Annotated in this window: 10 protein-coding genes and 1 pseudogene; 10 read left to right on the top strand and 1 reads right to left on the bottom strand. The window is 43.3% G+C overall.

The genetic code is table 11. The features are described from left to right. Positions 1-51: 51 nt before the first annotated feature. From CSH93_RS02050 to rmf, 9 genes are all read left to right on the top strand, one after another. Complete coding sequence (locus tag CSH93_RS02050) at positions 52-1,077, top strand: WD40/YVTN/BNR-like repeat-containing protein (protein WP_100641455.1); 1,026 nt, start codon at positions 52-54, stop codon at positions 1,075-1,077. Between the two features lie 8 nt (positions 1,078-1,085). Continuing rightward, positions 1,086-3,422: an efflux RND transporter permease subunit gene (locus CSH93_RS02045; protein ID WP_100641453.1), complete on the top strand. Its 2,337-nt coding sequence runs from the start codon at positions 1,086-1,088 to the stop codon at positions 3,420-3,422. Positions 3,423-3,622: 200 nt separating this feature from the next. Beyond that, positions 3,623-8,470 (top strand): NAD-glutamate dehydrogenase, encoded by a 4,848-nt coding sequence (locus tag CSH93_RS02040; RefSeq protein ID WP_100641451.1) that lies wholly within the window; start codon positions 3,623-3,625, stop codon positions 8,468-8,470. 69 nt (positions 8,471-8,539) lie between these two features. Then, positions 8,540-9,547 (top strand): quinone-dependent dihydroorotate dehydrogenase, encoded by a 1,008-nt coding sequence (gene pyrD, locus CSH93_RS02035; protein WP_100641449.1) that lies wholly within the window; start codon positions 8,540-8,542, stop codon positions 9,545-9,547. A gap of 29 nt (positions 9,548-9,576) precedes the next feature. Beyond that, positions 9,577-11,688 carry a bifunctional 23S rRNA (guanine(2069)-N(7))-methyltransferase RlmK/23S rRNA (guanine(2445)-N(2))-methyltransferase RlmL gene (gene rlmKL / locus CSH93_RS02030; RefSeq protein ID WP_100641446.1) on the top strand — a complete coding sequence of 704 codons (2,112 nt, stop codon included), beginning with the start codon at positions 9,577-9,579 and terminating at the stop codon, positions 11,686-11,688. Further along, a complete protein-coding gene (locus tag CSH93_RS02025; protein WP_100641444.1) occupies positions 11,679-11,909 on the top strand; it encodes a glutaredoxin family protein in 231 nt (76 codons plus the stop codon). Before rlmKL ends, CSH93_RS02025 begins: the two co-directional genes overlap by 10 nt. Beyond that, on the top strand, positions 11,906-13,843 hold the full coding sequence (gene uup / locus CSH93_RS02020; RefSeq protein WP_100641442.1) for an ATP-binding cassette ATPase Uup: 1,938 nt from the start codon (positions 11,906-11,908) through the stop codon (positions 13,841-13,843). Before CSH93_RS02025 ends, uup begins: the two co-directional genes overlap by 4 nt. 20 nt (positions 13,844-13,863) lie before the next feature. Then, on the top strand, positions 13,864-15,573 hold the full coding sequence (locus CSH93_RS02015; protein WP_100641440.1) for a DUF3466 family protein: 1,710 nt from the start codon (positions 13,864-13,866) through the stop codon (positions 15,571-15,573). Positions 15,574-15,891: 318 nt separating this feature from the next. Beyond that, positions 15,892-16,065, top strand: coding sequence for a ribosome modulation factor (rmf, locus tag CSH93_RS02010; RefSeq protein WP_100641438.1), 174 nt, complete (start codon positions 15,892-15,894; stop codon positions 16,063-16,065). 55 nt (positions 16,066-16,120) lie between these two features. Here the strand turns inward: rmf and fabA are convergent, their stop codons facing one another. After that, the gene (gene fabA, locus CSH93_RS02005) at positions 16,121-16,642 is read right to left on the bottom strand and encodes a 3-hydroxyacyl-[acyl-carrier-protein] dehydratase FabA (RefSeq protein WP_100641435.1); all 522 of its coding nucleotides are present in this window, start codon (positions 16,640-16,642) and stop codon (positions 16,121-16,123) included. A 161-nt stretch (positions 16,643-16,803) separates the two neighbouring features. On the opposite strand from fabA, the pseudogene CSH93_RS02000 reads away from it, so the two are divergent. Further along, positions 16,804-17,070 (top strand): annotated as a pseudogene (locus tag CSH93_RS02000) (hypothetical protein); the annotation flags it as partial. Positions 17,071-17,086: the final 16 nt, after the last annotated feature.

Raw genomic sequence — 17,086 nt, 5'->3', positions numbered from 1 at the left:
CGGTTGGTGTTGTGAGAGCAGCACCAACCGTTTTTTTATAAGTGGTAAATTATGATAAAGAAACGTTCGGTAATTTGGGCCGGAATATTACTCCAATTCAGCGCCTTTACACAGGCAGATACATTTCAAGCACCTCTAGTAGAGCAATCGCTTTTACTGGATGCTTCTTCTAAGGACTTTGCAGTTGTGGTGGGCGAACGAGGCCACGTATTAATTGCTTCGTCTCCAACGGTTCCTTTTCAGCAAGTTAACATGCCTTTGACGACAACATTGACCGCAGTGGATACGATTGGCGACAGTGTTTACGTGGCTGGTCATGATGCCACAATAATGTTTAGTGCTGACAAAGGGCAGTCTTGGAAGGTTCAGTTAAATCAGCCTGAGTTAGAACGTCCGTTTCTTGATATTTTGTTTTTTGATGAAGCACATGGCATATCTGTCGGTGCCTATGGCTTATTTTACCGTACTGAAGACGGTGGTGATACATGGACAAGTGAACTGCATGCGTCGCTTTTGAACCCACTGGACATTGAGTACTTAGAAGAAATTAAAGCGGAAGACGAGAGTTTTTATGAGCAAGAATTAAACTCGATCCTGCCACACATTAATCGTGTGTATTTAAATAACGGTAGACTCTACGCCGCAGGGGAGACAGGCCTGCTAGCGTACAGTGATGATCAAGGCCGTTCATGGCAGAGATATGAATTAGATTATGCTGGCTCATTTTTTGATATTCGTCAGCTTTCTGATGATTTATTGATAGCGGCAGGGCTACGCGGTGCGGTGTATGTTCACAATGGTGATAACGCGTGGACAGCGGTTGATAGTTGTACCACAGCTACATTGAACTCAATAATACCGACAGATGATGGCAATGTTCTCATTGTTGGGAATAATGGTGCCGTTTTAACCGTTGATATTGCTAGACTTCAAGCGAATAGTTCCGGTGCTTGCGGAGAAAACGGTGTTAAATATCAGCAGATCCCTAGCAAAAGCGCCATAGCAACTGTGATTTCCAAAAATGAATCAGCCACTGCAGTCACTGCAGATGGGTTGTATCCGTTAACTCTGAAGTAGGAAGCCTTATGTCAGCAATTAGTCACTTCCTTGAGCGCCTGGTTTTTAATAATCGAGGCGTAGTTATTGCCATTTTCTCATTGATAACGGTAGGGCTCCTGTACAGCGCAACCCAGTTAAAATTGGATGCTGGATTCGAAAAAAATATTCCGTTAAATCATGAGTACATGAAAACCTATATGGAACATCGAAAGGATTTCGGTGGTGCCAATAACATATTGGTTTCTGTGTGTGATAAAAACGGCAACATTTTTAATACAAACTTTTTCGACACACTTAAAAATGTCCATGACCAACTGTTTTTCATCAATGGCGTTGATCGCTCATTGGTGGTTTCCCTATTTGCGCCCTCTACGCGTTTCACTGAAATAGTCGAAGGTGGTTTTGCGGGCGGCCCAGTGATTCCCGCGGATTTTAACTCTAAGAATCAATCTGCTTTGGATCTCGTTGCTGCAAATATTGAGAAAGCAAAAATTGTAGGCCGTCAGGTATCTGATGATTACAGTTGTGCCATGGTGACGGCTCAACTATTAGATCTTGACCCTGAAACAGGGGAGCCACTGGATACACTCGCAATTGCAGGAGAGCTAGAAGAAAAGCTCAGAGGGCAATATGAGAATGATAAGATTTCTATTCATATCATCGGCTTTGCGAAGATGATTGGAGACGTAGCGGAGGGCGCAAAAGATGTATTGTTGTTCTTTGCTATCGCTATCGTCATTACTGCGTTTATGGTTTATTTCTTCTGTAAATCACTAATGCTGACATTTTTACCATTGCTGTGTTCAATCATTGCCGTGATATGGCAATTAGGATTGCTAACGGTGCTTGGGTTTGGCCTAGATCCAATGTCGATTTTAGTACCATTCCTGGTATTCGCGATCGGTGTTTCTCACGGCGTACAAATGATTAACTCTGTGGGTAAGGATGTTGTTGCTGGTTTGTCTGTGTTCCAAGCCGCAAAAGACGCATTCAGAGTATTGCTTATTCCTGGTGGTATTGCTCTGTTATCAGATACCGTTGGGTTTATGACTTTGTTAGTCATTGATATCGGTATTATTCGAGAGCTCGCGATTACGGCCAGTATGGGCGTAGCCGTTATTATCTTCACTAACTTGTTATTGTTGCCGGTATTGATGTCGTATTTAACACTAGGTGATAAGTACAAGCAAAAATTTGCTGGGAAAGAAAATAGAGCCGATCGTTTTTGGAATGCTGTTGCATCTTGTTCTCGTAAAGGCACGGCAATTTCGATTGTGTTAGTGACAGCGCTGTTATTTGTATTGGGTTATGTTCAGTCGCAAAATATGAAAATTGGCGACCTACATGCCGGTGCTCCAGCCCTGCATGAGTACAGTCGATACAATCAGGACACATTTTTAATTACCGACCGCTACGAAATCACGGTCGATTATATTTCCGTTATTGTAGAGACCAATCCTGAAGCCTGTACCTCTTATGAGGTAATGTCAGCCATTGATGACTTCCAATGGCGAATGGAAAACGTTAATGGTGTTCAGTCGACAGTATCTTTGGCGTCAGTAGCGAAAATAGTAAACTCTGGTTATAACGAAGGTAATATTAAGTGGCAAACATTACCGCGTAACCAACAAACCTTGGTTCAGGCTATTAGCCGTGTACCAACGTCATCTGGCTTACTTAATGGTGATTGCTCGGTGATGCCTGTCATCCTATTTATGGAAGATCACAAAGCCGAAACGATTTCTCGTGTTGTAGATGCGGTTAAAGCCTATGGCCAAGAATTTGAAACCGATGAGCTTAAATTTAAGTTGGCATCAGGCCCAGTCGGTGTAATGGCGGCAACGAATGAAGCGGTTGATGCGGCACAAGATCCTATGATGATTTATGTGTTTGGCGCGGTTATTTTCCTGTGTCTGTTGAGCTTTAGGTCATTGAGGTCAACACTTTCAGTGGTAATTCCGTTGTACGTTGTGTCGGTTCTTGCGCAAGCGTTAATGACATTGCTTGAAATTGGCCTAACGGTTTCGACTTTGCCAGTCATCGCATTAGGTGTGGGTATTGGTGTCGATTATGGCATCTACATATTGTCTACCATGAGTGCACGATTGAAGCAGGGCGCTTCAGTGGAAGATGCGTATTTAGATGCATTGAAAGAGCGCGGCAGTGCCGTTTTGTTCACCGGTATTACGTTAGCGGTTGGCGTTAGTACATGGGTGTTCTCAGCGCTTAAATTCCAGATGGATATGGGAATATTGTTAACCTTCATGTTTGTCGTGAATATGCTTGGGGCTATTGTGGTACTCCCTGCCATTGCTCGCTTACTGTGGTTTAGTCGCAGCAAAGAGTGCGATACCAATGGATAGACCAGTTTTTTAAGCATAAATAGATAAGAAAAGGGCATAATATGCCCTTTTTTATTGCTTAATTTGCATAGTTATCTAAAGTGTAAATTAATCGTTAAATTATCGCTTTTCAAAGCGTCGAGATTTAGTGAAAATAGGCGCCTAATGCGTTGTATTTAAACATGATCTCGCGCTAGCGAGACAATAATAAAGGTTAACGAATGACATTCGCCACAAAGCCTCACTCTGTACTCCTCGAAAATGTTTATAAATTAATCGACAAAAACGTCGACGCTGCGTTTTCTAAATTGGTCAAGCAATTCGCGCAGCGCTTGTACTCAAATATGGCGGCCGACGACCTAGAAGACCGCAACGATAGTGATTTATATGGTGCTGCACTTAGCCTTTGGCACCAATTTGAGCGCTACGACGCTGTGAAGCCTACTATCCGAGTATTTAATCCTGAGATTTCAAAACACGGTTGGCATAGCAGCCACACGATTGTTGAAATCATTGTCAATGACATGCCATTTCTAGTTGATTCAGTGCGGATGGCATTAAATCGAATGGAAATTTCTGCGCACTTGCTATTACACAGCCCAATCTCATTGCGAAGAGATGCGAATAACTGTGTTACAGAATTCTTTGACAATCCGCCCAAGGCTAAAAAAGACAGCGCTGTTAAGCAAACCGTTTTACTGATTGAAATCGATAGGCAAAATTCTCAACAGGCCGTTAAAGCATTAACTAACGAATTGCACTCTGTTGTTGATGAGGTTTTCTTAGCCGTAACCGATTGGCAACCTATGCGCGATAAGATTGATACCGTCATAGACTTGATAGCGAATGGTAAGGCGGGAATTAGTAACACGGAAGTAAAGAAACAAGCGTTAACGTTCCTTGAGTGGTTAGGCGATCACAACTTTACTTTGATGGGGTATCGCTATTACCAAGTTAAAGCGATTAAAGGTGATCATCGCTGGGTGCCAGAGAACGACACCAGTTTAGGGTTAATGAAAAACTCTAAGACAGAGCGTGAGCGTTTGATTTCAAAAATGGCTTCTAGTGCACAACGTGCTGCATTGAGTCAGGACCCTTTTATTCTGACCAAAACCAATACACGTTCGCGCGTTCACCGTCCTGCTCATATGGACTATGTAGGCGTAAAAGAATTTAACGATAAAGGTGAGGTGGTAGGCGAGCACCGTTTTATCGGTCTCTATTCGGCATCTTTCTACAATGCAAGTGCCACTCAAATTCCGGTACTAAGAGAAAAGATCCAACGCGTATGCAGCTTGTCTGGTCTTGAGCCGGGTACCCACGCATATAAAGCGTTCGTTAATATTATCGAGACCTACCCGCGCGATGAAATCCTACAGAGTACGGACGCTGAATTAACCAGTATTATCCTGGGCATTTTCCAAATGCAGGAACGCGGTATTACGCGTTTGTTTATGCGCAAAGAAAGTTTCGGCCGCTTTATTTCTTGTATGGTGTTTGTACCGAGAGAAAAGTACAACACGGCATTGCGTAAGGAAACACAGGCACTATTGAAACTAGCGTTTGGTAGCGAGGAAGACGTGGAATTCACTACGTATTTCTCTGAGTCAGTTTATGCGCGTACGCATTACATTACGCGAGTAAAAGATAACAACGTGGAATACGATGTGAAGGAAATTGAAAATAATATTATAGAACTGACGAAAACCTGGAATGATCGTCTAGCAAGCGCAATTGTATCTGCCCATGGAGAGGCGGCAGGTAAAGCGTTACAGCAACGTTATGCAAACGCTTTCTCGCGTAGCTACACAGAATCAAACTTACCTAGTGCTGCACTTGTTGATATTGAGCGACTCGAATTGTTAGGCGATGACAACAAGCTCGATATGTTGTTCTATCGACCTCAAGAAGAGCCATCAAACAGCGATGTGGTTAAATTAAAGCTTTTCCATAAGGATGAGCCTATCCACTTGTCTGACGTATTACCGATGCTAGAAAACTTCGGTCTTCGTGTTATTGATGAAAGCCCCTATCGTGTGACGTGTGCTGAAGGTAACGTTAACTGGATTATGGATTTCAAAATGTTGCATAAACGCGTGCAAGATTTTGACATGGAAACAGCACAATCATTATTCCAAACTGCATTTTCTCAAGTGTGGAGTAATCAGTTAGAGGATGATGGCTTTAACCGCCTAATTCTGGGCGCGAATCTAACGGGCCGTAAAGTAACGATTTTGCGTGCTTATGCAAAATACATGAAGCAAATAGGGACGTCCTTTAGTCATGACTATATTGCGAGTACATTGGCAGCGTATCCAACGATTGCTGAATGTCTGGTTAATTATTTTGATTTACAGTTCAATCCGGCCATTAAGCGCAACGCGAAAAAATCAGAATCATTGTTAGCGGATATTGAAACGCACTTGGACAAGGTTTCTAACCTTGATGATGATCGTATTATCCGACGCTATTTAGATTTGATAAAAGCAACCTTGCGGACTAATTTCTTCCAGAGTGACGAACAGGGCAAACCAAAATCCTATGTGTCGTTCAAAATGCTGCCAGAAATGATCCCAGACATGCCGCTTCCATTGCCGAAGTTCGAGATCTTTGTTTATTCACCTAAAGTTGAAGGTGTTCATTTACGCGGCGGTAAGGTCGCTCGTGGTGGCTTGCGTTGGTCTGACCGTCAAGAAGATTTTAGGACTGAAATTTTAGGTTTGGTTAAAGCACAGCAGGTTAAAAATACCGTTATCGTCCCTGTCGGTGCAAAAGGTGGTTTTGTTTGTAAAAACTTGCCAACGGATCAAGGTCGACAAGCTATTTTCGAAGCGGGTCAGGATTGTTATAGAACCTTCATTCGCAGTTTATTGGATATCACCGATAACATTGTTGATGGGAATATTGTGCACCCGAAAGATGTGGTACGCCTCGATGAAGACGACCCTTACTTGGTGGTCGCAGCCGATAAAGGCACCGCAACATTTTCAGATATCGCGAATGGGATATCAGAGGAATACAACTTCTGGCTAGGTGATGCGTTTGCATCAGGTGGCAGCATCGGTTACGACCACAAGAAAATGGGTATTACTGCACGCGGTGGCTGGGAATCAGTGAAGCGTCACTTCCGTGAGATCGGGATTGATTGCCAAACGACAGACTTTACCTGTATCGGTGTCGGTGACATGGCTGGTGATGTGTTCGGAAACGGCATGTTGTTATCTGAACATACGCGGATCATTGCTGCATTTAACCACATGCACATCTTCTTCGATCCAGACCCAGATGCTGCATCTAGTTATAAAGAGCGTAAGCGATTGTTTGAAAATCCAAGTCTGTCATGGGATGACTATGATCGCAGTTTAATTTCTAAAGGCGGCGGTATTTTTGAACGTTCAGCTAAGTCAATTAAGCTGACGCCTGAAATGAAAAAGTGGTTAGGTACTCGCCAAGTAGCCATGCCACCGAATGAGTTGATCCACAATATCTTGAAAATGGAAGTCGATTTACTCTGGAATGGTGGTATTGGAACTTACGTTAAGGGCAGTAAAGAAAGTCACAGTGACGTAGGTGATCGTGCTAATGATTCGTTACGCGTGAACGGTAAAGATCTGCGAGCTAAAATTGTCGGCGAGGGGGGAAACCTGGGTTTAACGCAATTAGGCCGTATTGAATTTGCGTCGAATGGTGGACGCGTCAATACTGACTTTATCGATAACGTCGGCGGCGTTGACTGTTCAGATAACGAAGTTAACATTAAGATTTTACTTAATGCGTTGGTCAACGATGGTGAACTGACGGTTAAACAGCGTAATAAGTTGCTTTACGATATGACCGATGATGTCGCGAGCATTGTACTGCAGGATTGTTATCGCCAAACGCTTTCGATATCGATTACAGAGCGCGCAGGCGGCAGTTTAATTAAAGAGCAGTTGCGCTTTATTCATGGTCTTGAACGAGAAGGTGCCTTGAATCGTGAATTGGAGTTTATTCCAAATGACGAAGAGGTGTCTGATCGTTTAGCGCAAGATCGAGGCTTCACGCGCCCAGAGCTTTCGGTGCTTATCGCGTACGGCAAAATGGTTTTAAAAGACCAGTTGAATACGCCTGACATCACTGAAAATCCATACTATGACCGTCTTCTGGTCAACGCATTCCCACTGGTGTTGCGCAAGAAATTTGCTAAGCAGATGCAGAACCACCCGCTACGCAGGGAAATTATTGCGACTAAGCTCACCAATGAGATAGTCAATGACATGGGCCTTAACTACATGTTTAGGATCCAGGAGGAAACTGGTGCAACCGTAGCGGAAGTGGCGATTGCATATTCTATTGTTAAATCGATATTCGGTATTGGTGATCTGTGGCAAGCGATAGAACAGCTGGATAACAAAGTCCCGGCAGATGTACAACTCGGCATGCTTGAACAAGCACGCAGAACTATACGTCGTGCATCTCGTTGGTATTTACGTCACGGTAACATGGGCCTTGGTATTGAAGAAGCTATTGCGCAATACAGTGATGTGTATAAAGACTTGCGTGAAAATCTACCAGAGTACTTAGTACCAGAAGAATATAAACAAGTAGAGCACGCTGCTGAGAAATTGATTGGGCAGGGTGTTCCTGAAGATATCGCGCGTTCTGTGGCGAGTTTCAGTAACATGTTTTGTGCACTTGATTTGGCACAGATTGCGCAAACCGACAAACGTGGTAATGCTATTGCGGCGAAGTTGTACTATCAGCTTGGCTCTGAATTGGAACTGCACTGGTTCTTGGAACAAATCAATAATCAGTCAGTGAGCAACCATTGGCAGGCACTCGCAAGAGCTTCATATCGTGAAGAGTTGGATTGGCAACAACGTTCGATTACCAACTCTTTATTAATGAACGCACCGAATGAGAAAAAAGCTGAGGTTATTTTGCAACAGTGGATGGATGCAAATGAAGTCCTATTGCAACGCTGGTATCACATGATGTCTGAGTTTAAAACCAGTACAACTCACGATTTTGCCAAGTTTTCTGTCGCTTTACGCGAATTGATGCTGTTAAGCGTGAAGGCAAACCATTAAAATAGCGCTCATTGCGAAAAGTAAACGCCCCGCAATGCGGGGCGTTTTTGTTAGGGGATACCTAATTTTATGTACGGACTCGTGCAAAATGCGCTATTAAATTGCGAACCTGAAAAAGCCCATGATTTAACGATTAATTGGCTGAAATATTCTCAATCTAATTTACTTAAGTGCACATATTCTCAACGTGTCGCGGAAAAGCCCGTGACTGTTTTGGGTATGAAGTTTAAAAACCCAGTGGGCTTGGCCGCGGGTTTAGATAAAAACGGTGAATGTGTAGATGCCTTTGGTGCAATGGGATTTGGTTTTGTCGAAGTCGGAACCGCAACACCGCTAGCGCAAGCCGGTAATGAAAAGCCGCGGCTGTTTCGTTTGCCGGAAAAGTCGGCGATAATCAATCGTATGGGCTTTAATAATAAGGGAATCGATTATTTAGTTGATCGGGTAAAACGCGCTTCTTTCGACGGCATAGTCGGGATTAATATTGGTAAAAATAAGCAAACGCCGGAAGCAGACGCATTGTCTGACTATATTATCGGTATTAATAAAGCCTACGATGTAGCCGATTATATAACGGTCAACATTTCATCACCGAATACACCTGGCTTGCGTAACCTTCAGTATGGTGAGGCCTTAGACCATCTGCTCACTGGTTTGAAACAGCGTCAATCAGAACTGGCTGAGGCCAGCGGTGCATACAAACCTCTACTTGTTAAGATTGCGCCTGATTTAACCGACGAGGAAATCCGCTCTATTGCCCAATCTCTTGTCAATGCTGGAATAGATGGTGTAATCGCGACCAATACAACACTCGATAGAAGTCAGGTTGAAGGGATAGAGTTTGCGAACGAAGCAGGCGGTCTATCTGGTTCGGTCTTGACTGACAAAAGTTTGCATGTAACCAAAGTGTTGGCAGATGCATTAGAGGCGAAAATGCCGATTATTGGTGTCGGGGGAATTGATAGTCCTGAAGCCGCAAAACAACGCTTAGCCGCCGGAGCATCTTTGATTCAGGTGTATTCAGCTATGATTTATCAAGGACCTAAGTTAATCAAAAATATTATTGATTCTCTTTGAGCCACTGACCAAAAGAAAACGTCCATATTATGAGTGTAAACACAAACACAGTGATCATCACCACAAGCCGAGGCTTAGATGAGCTGTTAAAACAAGAAGTAGAGTCTATTTGTCCAGGGATAGAGGTTAAACTCAAGCCTGGTCAGGTCATCGTACAAGCTTCTCTTGCGGATGCCTACAGACTGTGTTTGTGGTCCAGATTAGCGAATCGCGTGATTTGGGTACTCGTCGAAGGCAATTCTGATAATGAGCAACAGTTATACGATACGGCTGCAAGCATTGAATGGCCAGCGCACTTCGCACCAGCCGATTCATTTTTAGTTAATTTTAGTGGTACTAATCGCGCATTAAAGAACAGTCAATTCGCAGCCCAACGCGTTAAAGACGCGGTTGTGGATAGCTTTACCGAACGTGGTTTTGCTCGCCCCAACGTAAGTAAAATTGCACCGTCTGTGATCATACAAGCACGCTTGTGGCGAGACAAAGTGACTCTGGGAATTGATCTGTCCGGAGGAAGTCTTCATCAGCGTGGATACCGCACTGAAACCGGAGAGGCGCCGTTAAAGGAACATGTTGCAAGTGCAATACTTATGCGCTCTGGCTGGAGCAAAGACATGGAAAAATGTCTTTTTGATCCCATGTGTGGCTCAGGTACGATTGCAATTGAAGCGGCCTTAATGGCAACTAACCGCGCTCCGGGTCTATTGCGCAAGCAGTGGGGATTTAGTCAATGGCAAATGCATGATGAGCGTTTGTGGACTTCAATCGTGGAGCACGCTAAGTCATCGATTTGCGAGTATAAAGGCACCATTATCGCCAATGATTCCCAGCAGTCACTCGTTAGTATTGCAAAGAAAAATGCGGATCAGGCTGGCGTTTTTAGCAATATTCAATTCTCACGTAAAGACGCGACTCAACTTGCGTTATCGAATATTGAAGCAGGATTTATTGTCTCAAATCCTCCGTATGGAGAAAGATTGAGTGATCTCGCTTCTCTAGTACCCCTGTTTAATAAATGGGGGGAACATTTAAAGCAACATTTCGCCAATTGGCACGTCAGTTTACTGACTTCGGAACGTGATCTGCTGCGTCAGTTAAAGCTAAGAGCTCGCAATGAATACACGATAATGAATGGTAAATTAGAGTGTAAGTTGGTTAATTTTGAGCTTGATCCAGCAAACCTAACAACGAAGAGTAGTGGCGGCAGTGAGGAATTTGTCAATCGCCTCAAGAAAAACCTTAAACAATTACAGCGTTTCCTAAAGCAGAATAATACAAACGCATACCGCATTTATGATGCTGATTTACCCGATTATAATGTGGCGATTGATGTTTATAATGACTGGCTTATTGTTCAAGAATACGCCCCACCCAAAAATATTCCTGCTGAAAAAGCTAAACGACGTTTAACTGATATTATCATTCAATTACCCAGTATTACTGGTGTTGATCCAAAGAAGATTGCGCTAAAAGTACGCGCTCAACAAAAGGGCACTGCGCAATATGAAAAGGTTGATGCGCAAGCTAACCGAATCATCGTTGAAGAGAATGGTGCCCAATTTTACGTTAATCCTACTGATTACCTAGATTGCGGTCTGTTCTTGGATCATCGTATTACTCGTCAGCTCGTAGCCCAGCAATCGAAAGGCAAGGATGTGCTAAATCTTTTCGCCTATACAGGAAGTGTCTCTGTTATGTGTGCGTTACATGGTGCGCGTTCCGTAACGACGGTCGATATGTCTAAAACCTATCTACAATGGGCTAAAGACAATTTCAGATTGAATAAACTTCAAGGCGCATATGAGTTTGTTCAGGCTGATTGTGTTGCTTGGTTAAAATCACATAATAAAAAATACGATGTGATTTTCATTGATCCACCGTCGTTTTCCAATTCCAAACGAATGGAAAATACCTGGGATGTACAACGTGATCATGTAGCGTTATTGACTAATGCGGTTCAGCGATTAAATCAACAAGGTAAAATAATTTTTTCTAATAATTTGCGTAGTTTCAAACTGGATCAAGAAGCACTTACCGCTTTAGGATTGCGTATCGAAAATTTATCGCAAAAAACATTACCAGAAGACTTTAAACGAAATCCGAAGATACATCAGTGCTGGATGCTAACGCTATGCAGCTAACGTTGTTTACTGGCCCAGGATGCCATCTGTGTGATGACGCAATGCAGGTGATAAATTCACTTGAGCGGCGCGAGCTGATCATCCAATCAAAAAATATCCGCGACGATCATGAACTTTATCACCGCTATGCGGTGTTGATCCCCGTCCTGCGCCGTGATGATAGCGGGAGCGAATTACGCTGGCCTTTTAATACAGAAGATGTAGAGCAGTTTTTACTATGAGTTTAATGCAATTAAAGCAGGCATCCGTCATATATGGTACGCCGCCTTTACTTGATAATGTAGAGTTCACGCTTCAGCCTAAAGAGCGCGTTTGCATCGTTGGCCGAAATGGAAGCGGAAAGTCGACACTAATGCGTGTGTTAGCAAATGAAATAACGCTTGATGATGGTGTTAGAGTTGTCTCAAACGATGTGAAGGTTGCTCGCTTGCCTCAGGACCCGCCTGAGAGTGTTGACGTTACCTTGTTCGATTACGTGGCAGAAGGCCTCAGTGATGCAGGTGATGTATTGCGAGAGTATTTTAAGCAAGTACAAGTTGTCAGTGAATCTCCATCGGAGGCGGCGCTTAACAAGCTTCAGCATCTGCAGGAAACATTAGAAACACTTGATGCATGGCAATTGGAACAACAAATTGCCAACGTATTAACAATGCTTGGTTTAGATGCTAATCAATCATTGGCGACGTTATCCGGGGGATGGCGCCGTAAGGCTGCTCTGGCGCGCGCGTTAGTCGGTGGGCCTGATGTTCTATTACTTGATGAACCTACAAACCATCTTGATATCGACATGATCCGCTGGTTGGAGCAGCACTTAAAGGCGTTTAATGGATCAATTGTATTCATCAGCCATGACAGAGCATTTATACGTAATCTAGCCACTCGTATTGTGGACTTGGATCGTGGCAATTTGACCAGTTATCCCGGTGATTACGCAGGCTACTTGATTAAAAAGGCAGAAGATCTTGAGATCGAAGCACGACATCAAGCTGAGTTTGATAAAAAATTAGCGAAAGAAGAAGTTTGGATCCGCCAGGGTATCAAAGCTAGACGTACACGCAATGAAGGCCGTGTTAGGGCGTTAAAAGCATTGCGTGAAGAGTTTAAAGCCAGACGCAAAGTGGTGGGGAACGCTAGCATTAGTCACAATGTCAGCAATCGCTCAGGAAAGCGCGTATTTGAATCACATGACTTAACCTATCATATTGATAACAAGACAATCGTTAGTCATTTAGACGTTAACATTCAACGTGGTGACAAAGTTGCCATTATTGGACCGAATGGCTGCGGTAAAAGCACATTGATCAAGTTACTTCTAGGGGAGCTAGCGCCTAAAAGCGGTAGTGTCCAGCAAGGTGTTAACCTAGAAATTGCTTACTTTGACCAACATCGTAGTGCGTTGGATTTGGATAAAACGGTTATTGATAGTGTGGGCGATGGTAAACGTGATTTGGTGGTTAATGGGCAGCCGCGTCATGTGATGAGCTATCTACAGGATTATTTATTTAGTCCTGAGCGCGCTAACGTGCCGGTAAGGGCTCTCTCTGGAGGTGAAAAGAACCGTTTGATGTTAGCGCGCCTAATGTTAAAACCTAGCAATGTGCTGATATTGGACGAACCAACCAATGACCTTGATGTGGAAACGCTCGAGTTATTAGAATCACTCCTTGTTGATTATCAGGGTACGTTACTGTTGGTTAGCCACGATAGGGAGTTCGTCGATAACGTTGTAACGAGTAGCCTATATTTTGCCGGTAACGGAGAAGTCATCGAATTTATTGGTGGGTACACCGATGTTAATCAGTGGTATGAGGAAAATTCTGCTAAACAAAAAGCGGTTTCAGAAGCCAAGAATAGCAAAATCGATGAAACTAATACGATTACTGCCGGTCATAACGACGGAAATAAACGTGAGGCTTCTCCCAAACGAAACAAAAAGTTATCATACAAGGATCAGCGGGAACTCGACTCACTTCCTGCGTTAATACAAGAATTGGAAGAGCGACAAGGGCAGTTACAAGAAAGTATCAATAGTCCCGAGTTCTTTAGTCAGCCAGCAGAGCAGACAACCCCAATATTAAATCAGCTCGCTGACGTTGAGCAGCAGCTTGAAGGGGCTTATTTGCGCTGGGACGAACTAGAAAGTGCGCTAGAATAAACACAATAACAGGACAATTAATGAAGTTAACCAAACTGGCCATTGCATCGGCGTTGGCCCTGTCAGCTAACCTATCTCAAGCTGCACAATACCGTGTGGAATTGCTTCCCGTAGATGCTATTGGAGTCAATAATTTTGCTCAAGCACTTACCAACGACGGGATGATGTATGTCACTGTTCAGGATGAGTTTAATCCTCCTGTAGACATTAGTTTGCTCGATTTTGAAAGCGAAACGTTAATCAATGCATTGACTGATATTGATGCTGCAAAAGCAGGCAATTTCAATACTGAAGATCTCACGACAATTGTGAATATCCTTATTCAAGCTCGTGCGGCGAACAGCGTTGTAGTGCAAAGATTGGCGCAATACAGGAGCTATCGCACTGACGGTGTTGATATGGATTTAATCCCTGGCTTTGATGTTGTAACCGATACGTTTAATGATTACACGCAAAGTGCCAACACAATCGTTCGCGATGCTATCGATGGCTCTATTAGTGTTGGACGCGGTGTTGGTCCTTATAGCACATTGGACTACGTCAACGAATCTGGTGATACCATTACCTATGTGTTGAATGAGCATATTAATCGTGCGTTCGCAGACGTTAATGGACAGACGACCCCGTTGCTATCTGTTGAGACGCGTCTGGGTGGATATAGCGAAGCGGTAGCCATAAACAACAATATGCAGGTTGTCGGTTTTGGTGCAACATCGCTTGCAGACTCAAGTGTTGAGTTTGTTGACAGTTGTGCTGATGATGAGTCGCGTGGTGATTTGCCAGTTGAACTTTGCCTACGTAATTTAAGAGAGTCTGGCGGTGGTTTAGCGGATGTGCTCCGTCGCACAGCCCAAACCCGACCTCACATATGGCAATTAGATGCATCTGGGCAAGTTGTTGATGTGACCACTTACGGCTTAGTTTTTGAGCCTGATGCGGATGATTCATTTAGCTATACCAGTCGCGCGTTTGATATTAATGATGCGGGTATGGCAGTGGGTAGTTCAATGACGGGTGATGGAGTTACCATCACACGACCTGGTGCGTCCTTTGGACAAGTAGAAGCTGAACTAGTCGCCGTAACTTATAGTAATGGCGCTGTAACTGAATTACTGCCAAGAGACGAAAACCAATTAAGCAGTGCAACGTTGATCAACGATGACTACATTGTGGGAACCGTGACCCGTGAATCGAATGGCGTATCAAGAGAAACGATGTTTGTCTACGATATGAACAGTGATACAGCCACCTATCCGAGAGGTTTTTTTGCCAGTGCAGGCACTACGCCAAGAGCAATTAACTCGAATAACGTCGTTGTAGGTGAAAGCGAAATTGAAGCTTCAGCAGAGCAAGTCAGGGAAAAAAATGCTTTTATGTATGATATTTCAGCTGACACGTTAACCAATCTAAACACGCTCATCGCATGCGACAGCCCTTACACGTTGGTTGATGCTGTCGATATCAATGACAAGAATGAAATTATCGCGAATGCGCGTCTGCGTGCTGAGGCAAAAGATGTAACTGGAGAAATTTTCCTGGATGAGAACGGTGAGCCTGTTATCGAGGATATGGTGTATTCAGTTAAATTAGTTCCAATCGCAAATGGTGAAATCGATGATTGTCAGTTGATCGATGAACCTGTTGAGCGTAAAGGCGCTGGCTTAGGTTTTGCGACCGCATTATTGTTGGTGATCGCCGGGCTGTCTCGGCGTAAAGTCGTTAAGTTGTAAGACTTAGTACGTAAATTATCATTTTAAAAAGCTGCTTTTGAGCAGCTTTTCTTATGTCAAAAATCACTAACTAATTGTATTAAATCGTTATATTTGAGAGCAGTAAAAATGCATATTTTTATAACGATTTAATGTAATAAAAAATTCATAAAACTTTCATTCATTTAACGAAAGTCAAGTGCTGACTGTCGCAAATTAACTTGAACCAAATTGAGTGATCCACTATCTCTATATATGTGAGCAAACACATTTTCTCAATGCGACAGCTCCTAACATTTGTGTTTGCTGACATATGATCAATTCAACCGAGGTAACTCAATGAAAAGACAAAAAAGAGATAAGTTGACACGTGCACATGCCAAAGGATACCAAGCTGGTATTACAGGCCGTTCGAAAGAGTTATGTCCATTCCAGACCTCTGATGCCAGGTCGCAATGGTTAGGAGGATGGAGAGAGGCCGTTGAAGATAGAAACTTAGGATTTAGTCGCTAGTTTTATTTGCAATGATTGAGGAAAAACCCCGCATAAGCGGGGTTTTTAGTATGCATTAAAAGTTACTGGTATCTTGGAACAAGCCAACTTTTAAATCTTTGGCTGAATAAATTTCGCGACCGTCAACTTTAACCACACCATCGGCTAAGCCCATAAATAATTTGCGTTTAACAACGCGTTTCATATCAATGTGATAAGTTACTTTTTTCGCAGTAGGTAATATTTGACCGGTAAACTTAACTTCGCCAACACCTAATGCGCGACCTTTACCTGGACCGCCACTCCAGCCTAAGAAAAAGCCAACTAGTTGCCACATCGCGTCTAAGCCTAAGCAACCAGGCATTACAGGATCACCCGGGAAATGACAGTCAAAGAACCACAGATCCGGTGTTATATCCAATTCCGCAACAATTTGTCCTTTATCTGCGCTACCACCGGTTTCTGTAATAGACACAATGCGGTCCATCATTAACATATTCGGGGCAGGTAATTGGCTGTTACCTGGGCCGAATAATTCTCCACGGCTACAGGCTAATAACTCTTCTTTGGTAAAACTATTTTGATTAACTAGTGACATATCAACTCATGACTTTAATTAAATTGCGCGTAATTTAGCGAACACTTGTAAGCTAAACAACTCTGAACAGTGTTTTTCATCAATAAAAGGTAACGCATAACCCTATTTGTATTTCGCTATGCTAGACTAACAAAACAATATGAGTCATTGGAGCATTCCTCATGAGTGGTTCGGCAAAAGTTAAAACAAAAAAATCCCCCTCAGCTAATGCACTCAAGCAAAAGCGTTTTCGCGAAAGGCAAAAAGCTCAGGGTAAAAAGCTGGTACGTGGATACATCACTCCGCAAGCAATGAATAGTTATAAAGAAATTAGCAATGTCACCAATTGGAGTGACAGTGAAGTGTTGTCAAATGCTTTGCGACTGACCTATGCCGCATATAAATGTGGTCAGATTGGGCTGTTAACTAAGTGGCTAAAGGACCATGAGCCTGAAGCACCGAACA

This window comes from Neoalteromonas facilis (genome assembly GCF_002807665.1).
GTDB lineage: Bacteria > Pseudomonadota > Gammaproteobacteria > Enterobacterales > Alteromonadaceae > Alteromonas_E > Alteromonas_E facilis.
This window is presented reverse-complemented; position numbering and strand designations above follow the sequence as displayed.